General features: G+C 42.0%; 16 protein-coding genes and 1 other annotated feature. Of the genes, 11 read left to right on the top strand and 5 right to left on the bottom strand.

The window, feature by feature from the left end; genetic code table 11:
- Positions 1–633: a GNAT family N-acetyltransferase gene (locus ACFPOH_RS16610; protein ID WP_342581661.1), complete on the bottom strand. Its 633-nt coding sequence runs from the start codon at positions 631–633 to the stop codon at positions 1–3.
- A 167-nt stretch (positions 634–800) separates the two neighbouring features.
- Between ACFPOH_RS16610 and acsA the strand changes: the two genes are divergently transcribed.
- The 5 genes from acsA (at position 801) to ACFPOH_RS16585 (ending at position 6891) form a co-directional block, all read left to right on the top strand.
- Positions 801–2531 carry an acetate--CoA ligase gene (gene acsA, locus ACFPOH_RS16605; RefSeq protein ID WP_390310705.1) on the top strand — a complete coding sequence of 577 codons (1731 nt, stop codon included), beginning with the start codon at positions 801–803 and terminating at the stop codon, positions 2529–2531.
- A gap of 194 nt (positions 2532–2725) precedes the next feature.
- A complete protein-coding gene (gene argC / locus ACFPOH_RS16600; protein ID WP_342468907.1) occupies positions 2726–3760 on the top strand; it encodes an N-acetyl-gamma-glutamyl-phosphate reductase in 1035 nt (344 codons plus the stop codon).
- Between the two features lie 35 nt (positions 3761–3795).
- Entirely contained in the window at positions 3796–5016 is a 1221-nt protein-coding gene (gene argJ / locus ACFPOH_RS16595; protein WP_342468908.1) for a bifunctional ornithine acetyltransferase/N-acetylglutamate synthase, read from the top strand.
- Positions 4979–5758, top strand: a complete 780-nt coding sequence (argB, locus tag ACFPOH_RS16590; RefSeq protein WP_342581660.1) for an acetylglutamate kinase — start codon at positions 4979–4981, stop codon at positions 5756–5758. The genes argJ and argB overlap by 38 nt, the downstream gene beginning before the upstream one ends.
- Positions 5755–6891: an acetylornithine transaminase gene (locus tag ACFPOH_RS16585; protein WP_342468910.1), complete on the top strand. Its 1137-nt coding sequence runs from the start codon at positions 5755–5757 to the stop codon at positions 6889–6891. Before argB ends, ACFPOH_RS16585 begins: the two co-directional genes overlap by 4 nt.
- Positions 6892–6932: 41 nt before the next feature.
- On the opposite strand, the gene ACFPOH_RS16580 is transcribed toward ACFPOH_RS16585, so the two are convergent.
- Positions 6933–9830 carry a transglycosylase domain-containing protein gene (locus tag ACFPOH_RS16580; protein ID WP_342468911.1) on the bottom strand — a complete coding sequence of 966 codons (2898 nt, stop codon included), beginning with the start codon at positions 9828–9830 and terminating at the stop codon, positions 6933–6935.
- A 125-nt stretch (positions 9831–9955) separates the two neighbouring features.
- Positions 9956–10142: a binding site (T-box leader), on the top strand.
- A 104-nt stretch (positions 10143–10246) separates the two neighbouring features.
- On the opposite strand from ACFPOH_RS16580, the gene tyrS reads away from it, so the two are divergent.
- Together tyrS and ACFPOH_RS16570 are read left to right on the top strand one after the other, a co-directional pair.
- Positions 10247–11518, top strand: coding sequence for a tyrosine--tRNA ligase (tyrS, locus tag ACFPOH_RS16575; RefSeq protein ID WP_390310701.1), 1272 nt, complete (start codon positions 10247–10249; stop codon positions 11516–11518).
- A 96-nt stretch (positions 11519–11614) separates the two neighbouring features.
- Positions 11615–12109: a hypothetical protein gene (locus tag ACFPOH_RS16570; RefSeq protein ID WP_390310699.1), complete on the top strand. Its 495-nt coding sequence runs from the start codon at positions 11615–11617 to the stop codon at positions 12107–12109.
- On the opposite strand, the gene rpsD is transcribed toward ACFPOH_RS16570, so the two are convergent.
- The 3 genes from rpsD to hisJ all read right to left on the bottom strand — a co-directional run bounded on the left by rpsD (position 12084) and on the right by hisJ (position 14334).
- Positions 12084–12686 (bottom strand): 30S ribosomal protein S4, encoded by a 603-nt coding sequence (rpsD, locus tag ACFPOH_RS16565; RefSeq protein ID WP_342468914.1) that lies wholly within the window; start codon positions 12684–12686, stop codon positions 12084–12086. The two genes, ACFPOH_RS16570 and rpsD, sit on opposite strands and share 26 nt — an antisense overlap.
- Before the next feature lie 358 nt (positions 12687–13044).
- Positions 13045–13524: a GAF domain-containing protein gene (locus ACFPOH_RS16560; protein ID WP_342468915.1), complete on the bottom strand. Its 480-nt coding sequence runs from the start codon at positions 13522–13524 to the stop codon at positions 13045–13047.
- Positions 13525–13542: 18 nt separating this feature from the next.
- Positions 13543–14334, bottom strand: a complete 792-nt coding sequence (hisJ, locus tag ACFPOH_RS16555) for a histidinol-phosphatase HisJ (protein ID WP_342468916.1) — start codon at positions 14332–14334, stop codon at positions 13543–13545.
- A 133-nt stretch (positions 14335–14467) separates the two neighbouring features.
- Between hisJ and ezrA the strand changes: the two genes are divergently transcribed.
- From ezrA to ACFPOH_RS16535, 4 genes are all read left to right on the top strand, one after another.
- Positions 14468–16174 carry a septation ring formation regulator EzrA gene (gene ezrA, locus ACFPOH_RS16550; RefSeq protein WP_390310697.1) on the top strand — a complete coding sequence of 569 codons (1707 nt, stop codon included), beginning with the start codon at positions 14468–14470 and terminating at the stop codon, positions 16172–16174.
- Positions 16175–16382: 208 nt separating this feature from the next.
- Positions 16383–17522, top strand: a complete 1140-nt coding sequence (locus ACFPOH_RS16545) for a cysteine desulfurase family protein (RefSeq protein ID WP_390310723.1) — start codon at positions 16383–16385, stop codon at positions 17520–17522.
- 4 nt (positions 17523–17526) lie between these two features.
- On the top strand, positions 17527–18735 hold the full coding sequence (thiI, locus tag ACFPOH_RS16540) for a tRNA uracil 4-sulfurtransferase ThiI (RefSeq protein WP_342468918.1): 1209 nt from the start codon (positions 17527–17529) through the stop codon (positions 18733–18735).
- A gap of 106 nt (positions 18736–18841) precedes the next feature.
- Positions 18842–19051, top strand: coding sequence for an alpha/beta-type small acid-soluble spore protein (locus ACFPOH_RS16535; protein WP_342468919.1), 210 nt, complete (start codon positions 18842–18844; stop codon positions 19049–19051).
- Positions 19052–19236 lie beyond the last annotated feature (185 nt).

Here is a 19236-nt window from a genome sequence, read left to right as displayed (position 1 = left end):
TCAATACATGTACCGATATTTGAAACGCAACCTGTCAAAACGCGTGATGGTTTCATTATTCACACGTTCGCCGATGCGTACCATCAAACAATTGGCAGGGTGTGATGTAATTTCCGGATCATCGGTTGCGCAATATTCGAACCCGACCGTTTTCATCAGACCTTCCATCATTCGCCGATATTCCCATACATTCAGCCCGGTACCTTTCAAATCCCAATGCCAATAATATTCCGTTGTAAAAATTAAATAATCTTCCATCTCATCCGCCATAAAAGAAACTTCCAACAACTTCTTTCCAACCCCGGTTCCACGATATGATGGTATCACTTCTATCGCGCCCAATTCCAGCACATTTTCTATTTTATCTTCCGACCATCTTTCCAGGGGGTCAGGATATAAATAAGTTACGTAGCCGATAATCGTATTATTATTGCGGGCGACAATAATTCTCCCTTCATCTAATCCGGCAATATCCACCAAAGCCTTTTTTTGCTGTTCTGGAGGACGGAAAGATGTTAAATTTTCATGAAATTCAAATTTTTCTAACGTTTCAGGCGGCAATGGCCCTTCGACTGTCACAATGCCATGAGGCGTTTCCATATTTGCACAATGATAACTTTTTTTATGTAGCAATCAACTTCACCCCCGTTATCTATTAATTACATTATATGATAAAATACGCGTACAAAAGCAGAAATTTTACGAAAAACAAAGAAATTCATTAAATCTTAAAAATATTTTGCTAATTATAATAATTCATTGTAAAATGTAAAATATCATAGAAAGAAAGGGGATATTTAATGGGGATGAAAACGACTGAGAAATTAGCAGTTGTACCAGGGGATTATCATTTAAAGAATTATGAAGAAACTTACGCTAATTTCGACTGGAAGGAAGTTGAAAAGGCATTTACTTGGTATGAGACGGGGAAAGTAAATGCTGCTTATGAAGCGATCGATCGTCATGCCGAATCAGATCGAAAAGACAAAGTGGCTCTTTATTTTAGTAACGGGGATCGTAAAGAGTCATACACATTCGATGATATGAAGCGCATGACGAACAAAGCTGCCAATGTATTCAAACAATATGCAAATCTTGAAAAAGGGGATCGCTTATTTATCTTTATGCCAAGATCTCCGGAGTTGTACTTTGCGCTTTTGGGAGCATTGAAATGCGGTTTGATTGTAGGTCCGCTCTTTGAAGCATTCATGGAAGGAGCGGTGTATGACAGACTATCAAACAGTGAGGCAAAGGCGCTTGTAACTACACCTGAATTATTGAACCGGGTGCCGTTGGATCGTCTGCCTCATTTAGAAAAAGTGTTTATTGTCGGGGATCAAGTGGAAGAAAATGAGAAGATTGTAGATTTTAATAAAAGATTGGAAGAAGCATCCGGGGATTTCGACATCGTTTGGGTTGATCGGGAAGACGGAATGCTTTTACATTATACATCCGGATCAACGGGCGCTCCAAAAGGAGTATTGCATGTCCACAATGCAATGATTCAACACTATCAAACTGCCCGTTGGGTATTGGATTTGCATGATGATGACATTTACTGGTGTACAGCTGACCCAGGATGGGTAACAGGAACAGCTTACGGTATTTTCGGTCCATGGTTGAATGGAGTGACAAATGTCATTATCGGCGGACGTTTCAGTCCTGAAAGATGGTACGGTGCCATTGAAGAATATGGTGTTACCGTTTGGTATAGTGCACCAACTGCCTTCAGAATGTTGATGGGTGCCGGTACAGCGGTCTTAAAACAATTTGATTTGTCATCATTGCGACATGTACTGTCAGTAGGGGAACCTTTGAACCCTGAAGTAATTCGCTGGGGAATGAAAGAATTGGGACATCGTATTCACGATACTTGGTGGATGACAGAAACTGGTGGACACATGATTTGCAACTATCCTTGCATGGAAATCAAACCGGGTTCAATGGGTAAACCGATTCCTGGTGTTTATGCAACGATTGTTGATGATGAAGGAAATGAATTGCCACCATATACGATGGGGAATTTGGCGATCCGCAAAGGCTGGCCATCCATGATGAGGGCCATTTGGAAAAATCCGGAGCGTTACCAACAATATTTCTTAAAAGATACTTGGTATGTTTCCGGAGATTCCGCATATAAAGATGAAGACGGATATTTCTGGTTCCAAGGTCGTGTTGACGATGTAATCATGACAGCCGGTGAACGGGTAGGTCCGTTTGAAGTGGAAAGCAAATTGATCGAACATCCGGATGTTGTTGAAGCGGGTGTTATCGGTAAACCGGATCCGGTTCGTGGCGAAATCATCAAAGCCTTTATTGTATTGAGACCTGGGGTAGAGCCGACAGAAGAATTAAAAGAAGATATTCGCCAATTTGTAAAAACTGGCTTAGCTGCCCATGCAGCACCTAGAGAAATTGAATTTAAGGATAAGCTTCCAAAAACACGAAGCGGTAAAATTATGCGCCGCGTGTTAAAAGCTTGGGAGTTGAATCTTCCAACCGGCGACTTATCCACAATGGAAGATGATTAATCTTACTCCATCCACCATGTGATTTGTTGAGCAAGATAATAATTATACATCCACCGAAGGATAATTCATTTTTCAACAAATGAATATCCTTCGTTTTTTATTTAGTGAAAGTTTTAAAAAATATATAAACATACATTTGACTTTATATTTATACAAGTTTATACTAACAATATCTTACGGAAGAGGTGACTGCGTTGAAAGTTGGAATCATTGGAGCTACTGGATACGGTGGATTGGAATTGATCCGATTTTTACACAACCATCCAGAAGTAAAACAGATGGATTTATTTACGTCTTCTGATGAGGGAGTCATTTTTTCATCCAAATTTGGTCATTTATTGAATATACAAGATGTGCCCCTACAAAAAATAGATTATGAGACGTTGATGAACTATGATGTGGTGTTTACGAGCACGCCTAGTGGAGTGACAAGCAAGCTGTTGCCGCCGCTTGTGGGAAAAGGCCCGAAAATCATCGACTTATCCGGAGATTATCGGTTGAAAAATCTACAGGATTATGAAAAATGGTATAAAAAAGAGCCTGCTCCACAGGAAATAGTGGACAAAAGCGTCTATGGTTTGACGGAGTGGAATGAAGAGAATATTAAAGAAGCTCCGTTGATCGCGAACCCCGGATGTTACCCGACTGCAGTGTTATTATCCGTCCTTCCTTTAATCAAAGAAGGTTTAATCGATCCATCCTTTTTAGTAGTTGATGCAAAAAGCGGTGTTTCCGGTGCGGGAAACAAGCCGACAAAAATGACTCATTTCAGTGAAACAAATGAAAACTTCTCAATATATAAAATCAACGAACATCAACATATCCCTGAAATTGAGCAAGCCATTGAAATATTTACAAACGTGAAGGCGACGATCACTTTCAATACCCATCTTGTGCCGATGACAAGGGGAATTTTGGCCACTTCCTATGCACCGGTGGCAGATGGGGTGACAACGAAAGATTTGATTGAATGTTACCTGGAAACCTATAAACGCCATCCGTTCGTCCGCGTCATTACGGATGCGAATACGATCGGCACGAGCCGGGTAAAAGGTTCAAACTACTGTGATGTGTTCGCCAAAATTGATGAGCGGACAAATCGGGCTACAATCGTCAGTGTCATTGACAATTTAGTAAAAGGTGCGGCCGGCCAAGCGATTCAAAATATGAACGTTCAATTGGGCTATCCGCAGACGGTTGGGTTAGACGTTGTACCATTGTTTATTTAAATAGCCGGTTACGGGAGAAATGGAGGATTTTAATGATGTCATCAATTGTAGAAATGAAATTATCGAGCAAGAATATTGTATCCCCGAAAGGATTTAAAGCTGCGGGAATCCACTGCGGCATCAAACATAAGAAAAAGGACTTGGCCGTTTTATACAGCGAAGTGCCTGCAAGTGTCGCCGGAGTTTTTACAACAAATAAAGTGCAAGCGGCTCCGATTAAAGTGACAAAAGAAGTGGTTTATGAAACGAAAAAAATGCAGGCGGTGATTGTAAACTCAGGAAACGCCAATGCTTGCACAGGAAAACAAGGGCTGCTTGATGCCTACGAAATGCAAAAATTGATTGCGGAAAAATTGGGCATCGACTCCAAACTTGTGGGCGTATCTTCAACAGGTGTCATTGGAGAACTGATGAAAATGGACCGCATCCGCGAAGGTGTAAAAAAGATTGAGCTCGGCAGCAAGCTTGAAAATGGGATTGATTTTGCCCAAGCGATTTTAACGACGGATACGGTGATGAAAAATACGACTTATTCCACAATCATCGATGGAAAAGAGGTCATCATTTCAGGAACGGCGAAAGGTTCAGGGATGATCGAACCGAATATGGCGACAATGCTTGCCTTTATTACGACGGACGCCAATATTGAATCCGATGTATTGCAAAAAGCATTGTCTGAAATTACAGATTTGACTTTCAATTGTATCACGGTTGATGGCGATACATCGACAAACGATATGGTATTGGTATTGGCGAATGGAATGGCGGGAAATAATCCGCTGACTCCGGAACATCCGGATTGGAACAATTTCTATAAAACATTGAAAATGGTTGCAGAAGACCTTGCTAAAGCAATTGCCCGCGACGGAGAAGGGGCAACGAAGCTCATCGAAGTGGAAGTGGAAGGGGCGGTTTCAGATGAAGAAGCCCGCAAAATTGCCAAAACGGTTGTAGGATCTCCTTTGGTTAAAACGGCGGTATTTGGTTGCGACGCCAACTGGGGCCGTATCATCGCCGCTGTCGGCTACAGCGGGGCTACGGTCGATCCTGAGAAAATCACCATCAAAATCGGCGATAAAACGATGGTTGAAAATGGTGAACCGATTCCATTTGATGAAGATGAATTGATCAAAATTTTAAAAGCCAATGAAGTAAAAATTCATGTTTCTTTGGCTCAAGGCGATGGTCACGGGTTTGCTTGGGGGTGCGATTTAACGTATGACTACGTCCAAATCAACGCAAGCTACCGCTCATAAGCGAATCGTCATCAAATTGGGGGGAAGTACATTAGAGGGCTTAAATGATGCGTTCTTTTCCAATTTTAAAACCCTCCAGGAAGAAGGGTATGAAGTGATCATTACCCACGGTGGAGGTCCCGCCATCAATCGGGAGCTGGAGAAGAGGGAAATCCCTACCGAAAAAATCAATGGCATCCGGGTGACGAACGAAGAGGCGATAGAAGTCGTTCAATCGACTTTGGTCGGCCTCGTGAATCCAATGCTTGTCCATGATTTGAACCGGGCAGGCATCCATGCCATCGGTTTAAACGGGTTTGATATGAATCTTCTCCAATGTGAACTATTAGACTATGAAACTTATGGATATGTAGGAGAAATCAAAAAAATCAATACCCACATCATTGATATCCTCACCGCCAATCAGATTGTGCCGGTTGTCAGCTGCATTGGTGCTTCCGAAGAGGGGCAGGGGTTAAATATCAACGGTGATACGGTAGCAAGCGAAATTGCGTTAGCGGTAGGCGCTGAACGTCTGCTGTTGGTGACGGATGTATCCGGCATCCGGATTGGCGGTGAGTATCAAAAGCAAGCCACGCCTGAACAAATCCATCAATGGATTGAAGAAGGGGAGATTACAGGCGGTATGATACCGAAAGTGGAAGGCGCCATCCGGGTATTGAATGCCGGCATTCCTAAAGTGGAAATTGTTGACGATACGTTGACGGGTACGACAATAACAAGCAAGGAGTTAGTGAAATGAGTGCACTATTCAATACTTATGCAAGAAGACCAATCGCCCTTGTTGAAGGAAAAGGGACCATTGTAAAAGACCAAAACGGCAAAGAATATTTGGATTTTACGAGCGGAATTGCTGTTGTATCATTAGGGCATGCACATCCGGAACTTGTCAAAGCCCTTCAAGAACAAAGCGAAAAAATTTGGCATACGAGCAATTTATTCCAAGTTCCTGGTCAAGAAAAGCTCGCAGAATCATTGGTGAAAGATACGCATTTTTCTTACGCATTCTTCTGCAATAGCGGTGCGGAAGCAAACGAAGCGGCGATCAAGCTTGCCAGAAAACATACGGGAAAACATCATATCATCACCTTTAAACAATCCTTCCACGGCCGTACATTCGGTTCAATGAGTGCGACAGGGCAAGAAAAAATCCAAAAAGGCTTTGGGCCAATGTTGGAAAAATTCACGTACTTGCCATTCAATGATGTGGAAGCATTGAAAAATGCCGTTGACGATTCGGTGGCGGCCATCATGCTTGAAGTGATTCAAGGGGAAGGCGGCGTCAATCCGGTAACGGACGAGTTTGCAAAGGCCATTCAGGAAATTTGTGATAACAGCGATGTTTTATTAATTGTCGACGAAGTTCAAACGGGGATTGGAAGAACGGGAACCCGTTTTGCCTACGAACAGACGCCATTGAAACCGGATATTTTGTCCATGGCCAAAGGGCTTGGCGGCGGTTTCCCAATCGGCGGCATTTTAGGTACAAAAGAATTGTTTGACACGTTTGGTCCAGGATCCCACGGTACAACTTTTGGAGGAAATCCGTTGGGTGTCGCTGTTGCACAAAAAGTGATCGACATTGTGTTCCAAGATGAATTTTTGGCAGAAGTGAATAAGAAATCAGCCTATTTTGTTGAACAATTAAAAGCGGCATTCCCGCATGGCGAGTTTAAAGTTAAAGGGAAAGGGCTTCTTCTCGGATTGGAAAGTGAAAATGAAGTGGCGGAATACATCGGAAAATTGGAAGAAGCCGGATTGTTGGTTTGTCCTGCCGGCACGAATGTAATCCGATTGCTTCCACCGTTGACTGTAAGTTATGAAGAAATCGATGAAGCGGTTTCCATTTTGAAAAAAGTATTACTTGAGAAATAAAAATCAGCAGCACAGACGAAAAGTTTGTGCTGCTGATTTTTTTATTGTCTATTTTGTTGATTCCGTTGGTTATTTGGCAGGTTGATTTGCGGATGATTTCCGTTATTTTCATCATCATTTTCATTTCCGTTATCAATCGGCATTTGATCATGATTTTCCGTTTCATCATCCACAGGATTTTCCTCTACAGTCCCATCTGTTTGAACCATCGATACGGAGGATTCCAATCCGGTAATATCGACAGCCGCGACGCCGAATTGGCCATTGCCGACAGCAATGCTCCGGTTTTCTCCGCTTCTAACTGAAGCAATCAGTTTTCTGCTTCCGCCTGTCAGGTCGTAAACCCGGTATCCGATCACATCATTGGAAGCGGAAGGGGACCAGGACAATACATTGCCATTGATTGTCACACTGACCGGCTGAGGAGCGGCTTGGTCAGGGGTAAATGTTTTCGTATTCGTTACTTTCAAAATTGACTCTCCTAAAAGTTTGTCCGGATTTCCTCCCAAGCGGCCAAGCATTTTGGATATAAAATCCTGGTTCAACGAAATGCCGCTTGCAGGATAAGTGAATTCTTGCGGTGTTGAATCCAATGCCAGATAGGTTTCGCCATTAATATTGACGGTTCTTGTTTCAGATGACACGAAACTGTTATCGATAGCAGACGGGACAAATCTTCGAATGAACAGGTCGCTGCGGACGAGTCCCGCATCGCTGCATGCCTTGGAAGGCGCCATCCCTGAAATGCCGCAGAATGATGCGTAAACGACATCTTTCGGTTTTTGGAACCGCTCTTTTGAAGCGATCAGATCCGGCTTCGCATCGTAAGCGGCATTCATCAAAGTCGCCCATAGCAAATTGATACGGACACTTGGTTGGAAATAAACATTATTAAATTGATAGAGCGTTCTGTGTTTATCGTAACCTAACCATACTCCCAACGAGATGTTCGGATTGTAGCCGACGAGCCATACGTCCCGGTATTTCTCGGATGTCCCGGTTTTTCCGGCGAAGTCCGATGAGAATTTTAATGAGGAGCGGGCTTTGGCTCCAGTACCGTATGCAAACACATCTCTCATCATATCCGTGATGATATAGGATGTTTCCGGAGAATACACTTGAACCGGCTCTGCTGCGTGTTGGTAGATGACATTGCCATCGACATCTTCAATTTTTTCAATCATATAAGCGTCAATAAATTTTCCGCCATTGGCAAAAGTGGCGTAAGCGTTCGTGTTTTCTTCCACGGTTGTACCGACATCGATCGCGCCTATTGCGGCCGCAAGGTTTTCAAAGTCGCCTTTTGTTAATTTCGAGAATCCCATTTTCGCCAAAAGTTCAGCCGGTCTTCTGTCAATGATTTGATCGTATAAGCGAATCGCTGTCAAGTTTTGGGAGTAAGCCAATGCTTCACGGGCCGGGATGATGCCCCGTTCTTCGTTAGGGATATAGTTTTTCGGCTTCCAACCTCTGTAATTAAATTTCACATCCACAACCGGGCTTCCTGCGCCGATTAATCCATACTCAATGGCAGGGCCATAAACGAGCAGCGGTTTCATCGTGGAACCGTTGGAACGGTAGGCTTGTGTCGCATGGTTCAACTCTGTTATTTCAAAGTCTCTGCCGCCAACAAAACTTAAAATCCTTCCCGTTTTATTTTCAATCAATATACTTCCCACTTGTACCGGATCCGGAACTTCCATTTCTTGATTTGTCTCCGGATCAATCACTTTTTTCGTAAACGTGTGTCCATAATATTTGAATTCTTTTGCCGCATTGTTCATTGCATCATACAAATTTTTATCGATTGTTGTATAAATGCGGTAGCCGCCGGAACGGATATCGCGGTCGGCAAGGATGATATATTTTTCATACAGGTTTTCTTCTTCGTCAAGTCGCTTAGGATCAATCCCGTCTTTTTCCGCCAAAATTCTTGCCATGATTTCTTTGGCCCGCCGCTCGATTTCGAAAGTCAAGTACGGATATTTGATCGTTGTGGATTCCGGTTCTTTGAAATCTTTTGTGATGTCGTATTCAAGGGCTTCTTCATATTCCGCTTCCGTAATATAGCCCGCTTGTTTCATCCGGTATAAAACGGTTTTCATCCGTTCGATTCCAGGCTGCAATCCTTCTTCACTTTTTAGCTGCCCCTTTTGAGTGAAAGGGGTATAAGAAAATGGCGCCTGGGGAATTCCTGCTATGTATGCAGCTTGCGGTAAATTTAATTCACTCGCACTGACCCCAAAAATTCCTTTAGCGGCCGTTTCCACTCCGGCAATATTACGGCCTGAAGAATTTCTTCCATAAGGGATGATGTTCAAATAAGCTTCCAAGATTTCATCCTTTGTCATAAAATGCTCGAGACGCAATGCAAGCAGCAATTCTCTCGCTTTCCGTTCATAGGATACTTCATTTGTCAATATTTGGTTTTTTATGAGCTGTTGCGTCAAAGTCGAACCGCCCGTTTGAGTGGATGAATTGGTGAAATCCTGGATCAATCCGCGGAGCACCGCTTTAGGAACAATCCCGTTATGATCGTAAAAATATTCGTCTTCCGTTGCAAGCACCGCTTTGATCAAAATGGGTGATACTTGATCAAGGGTTGTTTTTTCCCGTTCCAAATCGGTTCGGATTTTGCCTATGTAAACATTTCCCGCAAAATACATTTCGCTCGTTTCTTCATAGTTGTAGATCTGCTTCCTCATTTCCCCTTTTGTATAAAGAGGCTCGTCCTTCACCAAGGAAGCAAAATAACCTAATCCGATCGAAAAAACAAACACGGAGCCAATCAGAAAAATAATGAAAAAGACAAGTCCGAGATTCCAAATGACACCAAGGGTGATGCGCAATTTGCTTGTATTGTTTGATGTGGCGATTGTTTCGATTTTCTCATTAATGTATATTATTTTTTTTAATAACTGTTGAAACTTCTCTCTCACACACGTCCCCCCTAAAATCTTGTTTATTATAGCACAATTCCATATACTCAGAATATAGTTGTTGACAAAGAAAATTTAACGGGTAGAATAATTCATGAAGCTTAACATGAATATATCTTTATGGTTTTCAAGCGTCGAAGAGATTGCAGTAGTGTTTTCATTCCCTGTTTTAGAGAGCTGGCGGTTGGTGCAAGCCAGTCATAATGAAAACATGAATTACGTTCTCGGAGCTTGGACGTTTTCCGCGATAAGGAACAACGAGTGGGAGATTTTCTCCAAGCCGGGTGGTACCACGTGATGAGCGTCCCTGCATGCATTGGTTGCATGCAGTTTTTTTATTGTGTTTTGCAATAGGTCTCTATCCACTATTTATCCCATTATTTTTGAATAATTACAATAAGCAGGAGGAATCAATTATGGCAAATGCTTTACTGGAAGATTTAAAGTGGCGCGGATTGATTTATCAGCAAACAGATGAAGAAGGATTGGAAAAGCTGCTAAATGAAGAAAAGATTTCATTGTATGTAGGGGTGGACCCAACAGCCGATTCCATGCATATCGGCCACATTGTGCCATTGCTGACATTGCGCAGATTCCAACAGGCGGGCCACAGACCGGTGCTGCTTGTCGGCGGGGCTACAGGAATGATCGGGGATCCATCCGGAAGATCCACAGAACGCAATTTGCTTTCGAAAGAACAGATTGAGAAAAATGTGGCCGGACTTAAAAAACAAATGGAGCGCATCTTTGAATTCGGAGATAAAGAAAACAGCGCGATTTTGGTCAACAACTATGACTGGATCAGCCAAATGAATGTCATTGACTTTTTGAGGGATTACGGGAAATTGATCAATATCAATTACATGTTGGCGAAGGATACAATCGCTTCCCGTCTCGAAACAGGAATTTCATTCACGGAATTCTCCTATACGTTATTGCAAGGCATCGACTTTAACCATTTATACGATCATTATGATGTCCGTTTGCAAGTGGGCGGTTCCGACCAATGGGGCAACATTACGACTGGTCTTGAAATCATCCGGAAAACCCACGATGAAGAAGCGAAAGCCTATGGCATCACAATGCCGCTGATTACAAAAGCGGATGGTACGAAATTCGGAAAAACGGCAAGCGGCGCCGTATGGTTGGATCCTGAAAAAACAAGTCCATATGAGTTCTATCAATTCTGGATCAACACAGCCGATGCCGATGTGGTGAAATATCTGAAAATCTTTACGTTCTTGGGCAAAGAGGAAATTGAAGAACTTGCGGTGTCCGTGGAGAACGAGCCGCATTTACGCAAAGCGCAAAAAGTGTTGGCTGAAGAGATGACAAGACTCATTCACGGAGAAGAAGCCCTTGAAACGGCAAAACGCATTACAGAGGCTTTATTCTCCGGGGATTTAAAATCTTTGTCCGCCAGCGAAATGCGCGATGCCTTCAAAGATGTGCCGACTGCGGAAATGGCGAAGGAAGACAAAAATATTGTCGATGTATTGGTGGAAGCAAAAATCTCTCCATCCAAACGCCAGGCGAGGGAAGACGTTACAAATGGAGCCATCTCCATCAATGGGGATAAAGTGACGGATTTGAATTATGTTGTGAGCGGCAAAGACCGTTTGGACGATGAATTTACGATCATCCGCCGCGGGAAAAAGAAATATCATATGGTGAAATTTATTGGATAAATAAGAAGGTAGGAGTGAATGGGTTAAATTTCCATTCACTCTTTTTAATTAGTATCGGGAGCAGGGAAATCCGCTTCATTTAGTGCGTTTGTTATCTTGTTTAGTGCGTTTGTTATCCTGTTTGGTGCGGATGCAGCTTTATTTAGTGCGTTTGTTATCCTGTTTGGTGCGGATGCAGCTTTATTTAGTGCGTTTGTTATCCTGTTTGGTGCGGATGCAGCTTTATTTAGTGCATTTGCCACTCCGTTTGGTGCGGATGCAGCTTCATTTAGTGCGTTTGTTATCCTGTTTGGTGCGGATGCAGCTTCATTTAGTGCGTTTGTTATCCTGTTTGGTGCGGATGCAGCTTCATTTAGTGCGTTTGTTATCCTGTTTGGTGCGGATGCAGCTTTATTTAGTGCATTTGCCACTCCGTTTGGTGCGGATGCCACTTTATTTAGTGCATTTGCTAATCCATTTAGTGCGGATACAACCAGAATTAGTGCGTTTACCCAAAAATTTAAAACGATAAAAAACCCTGGAACTTGTAGCAAGTCCCAGGGTTCTTTTGATAAAGCCGCTAAAATTAACGTGAGTAGAACTCAACGATAAGCGCTTCGTTGATTTCAGCCGGCAATTCGGAACGTTCTGGATAACGAACGTAAGTACCTTCTTTTTTCTCTGGATCGAAAGAAAGGTATTCTGGTACGAAGTTGTTTACTTCAATCGCTTCGTTCACGATTTGTAAGTTTTTAGATTTTTCACGAAGAGAAATCACTTGACCAGGTTTTACAGTGTAAGATGGAATATCAACACGTTGACCATCCACTGTCACGTGGCCATGGTTTACTAATTGACGAGCTGCACGGCGAGTACGGGCAAGACCTAGACGATATACTAGGTTGTCCAAGCGAGATTCAAGAAGGATCATGAAGTTTTCACCATGAACCCCTTTCATTTTACCCGCTTTTACGAACAAGTTTTTGAATTGGCGTTCGTTTAAGCCGTACATATGGCGAAGTTTTTGTTTTTCTTGAAGTTGTAGACCATATTCAGTCAATTTTTTGCGTTGAGTTGGTCCATGTTGACCTGGTGCGTAAGGACGTCTTGCTAATTCCTTACCAGTGCCGCTTAGTGAAATACCAAGACGACGGGAAATTTTCCATGTTGGTCCTGTATAACGAGACATTGTGTCTCCTCCTTTTGGTTTTTTTGTTGTAAAACAAAAACCAGCTGTACCCGAGCTTATGTGTATTTTATTTTCATGTATTTTCGCCCTAGCAGCCTTTAGGGTTACTCATACACCATCCAACAATCCAATGATTATTGGAGGAATAAAATACAGCCACAAGTTTATACAACTGCTGCTTTTATTTTACACGATGTCCATTGTATATGGTTTTTCTAGTGCCGTCAAGAGAAAAACATTAACAATGATGCGGTATTTCGCACTTTTATTTGGCTAAATTTTGTATCAGTAAATCTGGGTTTACCCGCTTGAAAATTGGTTGGCCGGGAAAGCGGAAAGAAATACTACGAGACTTTCATTAAATGTATCGGATTAACGTTTGGACAAATTTTTCCAATCCAAGTCGATCTTCCTGTTTGAAACGGTTTTTCAATGGGCTGTCAATATCAAGGACGCCAATAATTTCCCCATTTTTCACCAGTGGGATGACGATTTCTGAATTGCTGCGGGCATCGCAGGCGATGTGTCCAGGGAATTGGTGGACGTCATCGACCACGATGGTTTCCCCTTTTTCTACCGCGGTGCCGCAGACGCCAAGGCCCACCGGAATTCGCACACAGGCCGGCAATCCCTGGAATGGCCCAAGGACGAGTTCCCCGTTTTTCATTAAATAAAACCCGACCCAATTGATATCGGTTAAAAATTGGTTTAACAATGCACTGGCATTGCTTAAATTGGCGATCAAATCTTCTTCCCCTTCAAGCAGTGCCGCCAGCTGTTTGGACAACAGATTATATTGTTCTTCTAAAGTGCCTTTATATTCGATTCTCGTAAACATAAACGCCTCGCCTCCTGTTTATAGAAAAATTTTTTCATAATGTTGATGCAAATCATTGACACAATGGGCATCCGAACCGAACACAAGGGGAATTTCAATGGATTTTGCATATTCGATCATTGGAAATGGAGGGTACGGTTCCAAACAGAATTTTTTGCTCAACCCGGCACTATTGACATCCAATTCATAACCATATTCCTTCATTTTATTTAATATGGCAATGATCCGGCTTTCATCATCAATGGATTGCTTATGGAAATGCTGGAATTTATGGATGAGCGTTGGATGCCCGATTCTGCGCGGTTTGTATTGCCCGAGATCGGCTTCCATTGATTGGAGTACCGTATCATAATACAAGTCATAAACGGCTTGGACACTTCCCGCTTTTTCCGCAAATTTCATGAACTCCGTTTCTGAATAATCGATGCACACATATTCCTCATTCAATTTCAAAAAATGGACGGACAGGATCGCATCATCAAGATAAGGCCCAACCGTATTGAGGAACATTTTGGTTTCTTCTTCATAACCGACGATATAATCCACTTCCAAACCGATGTGAATGTTGATATCGTTTTTATAACGCCCCTTTAATTCAGACAAAGTTTCTATGTATGGGGATAATAATTCCGGTTTCATTCCACTGTCTTTTTCGGGAGTCGGGTCAATAAAATTTTCGGGCAACGGTGCATGTTCAGTGAATGTGATATCGGTGAATCGGTGTTGAATTGCTTTTTCAATATATTTTTCCAATGGGTCTTTTGTACCGTGAGGACAAAAGGGCGTATGGATATGGCCGTCTTTTTTCATTTTTTCAACCCCTTATCAAGAAGAAATGAATAACTTTTATTAAATACTTTATTTTTTCAAACAAAAGTTCAAAAACATGGTATATTATATAACATATAGCCAATTTGCGTGAGTGTGGAATAGGAGGCTTACGATGAAGTATATCATCTTTATCATCATCGTACTATTAGCGTTATTAATAGTCGGGCTTGTCATACGGAAAAAACATACTGCCGAGATCGAGCGGCTGGAAAAAAAGAAATTGCAAATTCAACATTATCCTATTTTTGAAGAGTTGACAAAAATAAAAAATTTAAATATGAACGGTCAGACGGAAGAATTATTTGAACGTTGGCGCAACAAGTGGACGGAAGTGGTGGACGTCGACATCATCAAAATTGATTCCATGCTGTTTGATGCGGAAGAATACATAGATCGGTTTAAATTCAAAAAAGCGTCGGTGGTTGAAAAAGACATCGAGGATTATTTAAATCGATGCGATCAAATCAAAAACGAAATTTTATCCGAATTGGACGAATTAATCGGCAGTGAAGAAAAGAACCGCATTGAAATGGAGCAATTGAAAGAACAATACCGTTCCGCCCGCAAGACTCTGCTTGCGCATCAATATTCTTTTGGTCCAGCATTGGCCAATTTAGAAAAAATGTTCGAAGAATTTCCTCAGAAATTTGAAGAATATGATAAGCTGACCGGAGAAGGAAATTATTTGAATGCCAGGGAGACGGTTCTTTACCTGAGTGAAAAGTCGAAGAAAATGAATGAGTTGATCAATGAAATTCCGGCACTGTTAACAGAGATTCAAACAAAAATCCCTGCTTCCATCCATGAGTTGAGAACCGGTCAACGGGAAATGGAAGAACAGTCATATTACTTGCAGCATCTGGAATTAACTGAACACCTGGATCAAATTGAAGAAGAATTGAAGAAACTGGAAGAAGAAATGGCGAATTTGAACGTTACACATGTGGCGGAAAGAATCCAGGAAATCAATGATGAGATCGACAACTTCTATGATTTGCTTGAAAAAGAAGTATACGCTAAAGATTATGTGGACAAGAATTGTGACCTTGCATACAAAACATTGAACGAAGTATTGAAAGCAACAAGGGAAGTAAGTACGGAAGCGGAATATGTCCAAAACAGTTACCGTCTGCCAAAGGAAGAAGCGGAGATTCCGAAAATCGGCCTAAAACAGCTTGAAGTGATCCAAAAACGGTTTGAAGTGCTTCTTTCCCGTGTGAGGGAAGAAAAGTCCGCATACTCCAGCCTGCAGGAAGAATTGATGGAAATCAGCAATGAAATTGAACGGATTCAGGAAGTGCAAGAAGAGTTTTCAAACCGGTTGAAGAATTTGCGCATTGATGAAAATAAAGCCCGAACAAAATTGAATTCATTGAAAAAAATGTTGCAGGAAACCGATCGGATGTTGCACAAGGCAAACATCCCCGGCATCCCGGAGGAAATGGATGCGCGTCTGGAAGAAGCGGAAGAGCAATTATTTGTTGTCATGCAAAGCCTCCAAGAAGTTCCATTAAATATGAATTTAGTCAACAGCAATTTGGATAAAGCGGAAAAATGTATCCAAAATGTGCAAAAACAAGCAAAAGAAATGATTGAAAACGTGATGTTGATTGAACGGATTATCCAGTACGGCAATCGTTACCGTTCCAATCCAAACGTTCATGAGTTATTGCTTCAGGCGGAAGAAGCGTTCCACAATTTCCGTTATATCAAAGCGTTGGAATTGGCGGCGGAAGCCGTGGAGCTTGCAGAACCGGGAGCGATTAAGCGCATCGAAGAACTTGTGCAAGAAGAAGTATTCGAAAAAACGAAACAATAATTTATGCAGAGATGCTGATTTAAGGGTATAATAGTATCAAAATGTTGTATCGTGGGAGATACCATTTTGCTATTAACTTTCGTTTTCAAGTACCTATTGTTCTTTTATTTTTCAATAGTCAGTATTAAAATGGTTGGTTGTCCGGAAAGTATTCGCTTTCTGTACAACCTTTTCTTTTGAAAATCCCGTATATAGAAGGTTGGTAATGATGATTTATTTTGATAACAGTGCAACAACACAACCCTACGAAGAAGTGTTACAAACATTTGTTGAAGTAAACAAAAACTATTATGCCAATCCGGCTTCCATCCATGCCTTTGGTGTGGAAGTCAATGAACTGTTGGAAGCGGCAAGAAACCAAATCGCAACTATTTTAAAAACAAAGCCCGAACATATTTTATTCACTTCCGGTGGTACAGAATCAAACAACTTTGCCATTTTTGGTGTCGCCAAGGCCAACAAGCATATCGGAAAACATATCATTACAACGGAAATTGAACATGCCTCCGTGCTTGAAGCCTATAAATCACTGGAAAATGAAGGGTATGAAGTGGATTATTTGTCGGTCGACAAACATGGGGTCATTTCCTTGGATGAATTGCGCGAAAAGCTCCGCAAAGATACGATGCTTGTGACGATGATGCATGTCAACAATGAGATGGGAGCCATTCAGCCGATTGAAGAAGCGGCAAAAATCATTCATCAACATTCCCGCGCCATCTTTCATGTGGATGCAGTGCAAAGTTTTGGAAAATTGAATGTCCAGTTCAATGGAGACGCCGGACCGGACATCATTACGGTTTCCGGCCATAAGATTCATGGTCTGAAAGGTACCGGGTTCATTGCGTTCAAGAGAAAATTGAATATCGCCCCTTTGATTGTCGGCGGTGGACAAGAATTTGGTTTGAGAAGCGGAACGGTGGCTGTCCCACAGGCAGTCGCATTGGCAAAAGCTTGCCGTATTGCCGTGGAACGTTTGCAAGAACATCAGGCGAAATTTACAAAATGGCGTGATGAACTCATTGATTATTTCACGACTTTCGGCAATCATATCTATATACTTTCCTCAAAAGAAGGCGCTCCTCATATTGTGTCCTTTAGCGTGAAGGATCTGAAGGGCGAAGTCATCATTAATGCGTTGCAAAAACGGGGAGTGATTGTTTCCACATCCAGCGCATGTTCGTCAAGACAAAAGAAAACAAGCCATGTGGTGGAAGCGTTAAAAGTGGATCCGCATTTTAAAGAAGGTGTCATTCGCATCAGTTTCGGAGCAAAAAATACGGATGAAGAAATCGAACAGTTTAAAGCCATTTTCAAAGAAGTTATGAAAGAACTAAAAGGAGTATAATACTATGCTTTGGAAAGAAATATTGATCAGATATGGTGAATTAACGACGAAGGGACGGAATCGGAAAGATTTTATCCAGCAATTGAAATATAACATCAAATACATCTCTTCCGATATCGGGCGCCTAATAATCCGGGCTGAACGGGACCGGATGTATATTGAACTGGATAATGAAGAGCAATTTGAAAAATTGATGGAAAAATTGCCACGGGTATTTGGAATTTCATCATTCAGCCCGGTTGCCATGTGCGAAAAAGAGATGGGCAGCATCCAACAACTTGCCCAAACAATCATGGACCGTTATAAAGATCGGGAAATCACTTTTAAAGTGGAAGTGCACCGTTCAGATAAATCTTTCCCTTATCAAACATATGATATACAGAAAGCGGTCGGGGGATATTTATTAAAAAACAATCCGAATTTATCGGTCAATGTTAAAAATCCGGATGTGGAACTTCGGGTTGAAATCCGAAAAGAAGCCGCTTATTTGATGTCCGAAGTGATTCATGGGGCGGGCGGAATGCCGGTGGGATCCAACGGAAAATCCCTATTGCTGCTTTCCGGCGGAATCGACAGCCCGGTGGCAGGTTATTTAATGATGAAACGCGGCGTAAGAATCGATGCGATTCACTTTTTCAGCCCGCCATATACAAGTGAACAATCGCTGCAGAAGGTAAAAGATTTGGCCAATGAATTGACGAAATTCGGTTCTTCCATCCATCTGCATGTCATTCCGTTTACAGAATTGCAAGTATTAATCAAAGATACAGTGCCTGCGGAAATGCTCATGACGACAACGCGCAGAATGATGATGAAAATTGCGGACCGGGTGCGTGAAGAAATTGGTGCGCTTGGACTGGTCACTGGCGAAAGTTTGGGACAAGTGGCAAGCCAGACGCTGGAAAGTTTGACGGCCATCAATGCGGTAACGAATACGCCGATTTTGCGTCCGTTGATTTCTTTCGACAAGCTTGAAATCATTGACATCGCTCAGCAAATCGGCACGTACGAAATATCCATCAAGCCGTATGAAGACTGCTGCACGGTCTTTACGCCAGCCAATCCGAAAACAAGACCAAAATTGGAGCGCGTCACTCATTTTGAATCCCAGGTGGACTTTGAAGAATATATTGAACGGGCTGTGAAGAATAGAGAAGTCTATATCTTCCCTGAAAAGCGTGTGAAAGAAAATAAATTTAAACATCTACTATAATCTCATTCTCTCCTTCAACCGGTAATAGTAGTACAATTTACCTCTCACCTTTTGTGTATTAAAAAATCATTCCGGCACATTCTAAATGCACAAGGAGGTGAGAGAGATGGCTACAAACAACTCTGGAGGCAGAAACAAATTATTAGTTCCTGGTGCAAACGCAGCTTTAGATCAAATGAAATATGAAATTGCACAAGAGTTTGGTGTTCAACTCGGACCTGAAGCTTCCGCTCGTGCGAACGGATCAGTCGGAGGAGAAATCACTAAACGTCTAGTGCAAATGGCTGAGTCACAATTACGTGGCACTCAACAATAAGTAATAGAGGGCTAGTAGCATAATGCTACTGGCCTTTTTTTATTATTCGTTTGTTTTTAGAGCATTTTGCACATTTTTCAACCCAAGAGTCATAAGGTTTTCTAAAGCATAAAAAAGGACTTCACCCCTTATTTGTAGAATTTTGAAGTGACCAAACCACAAAAATCCATAAGGAGGAAGTCACT

This window comes from Ureibacillus suwonensis, assembly GCF_042655065.1.
GTDB classification, from domain to species: Bacteria; Bacillota; Bacilli; order Bacillales_A; family Planococcaceae; genus Ureibacillus; species Ureibacillus suwonensis.
This window is presented reverse-complemented; position numbering and strand designations above follow the sequence as displayed.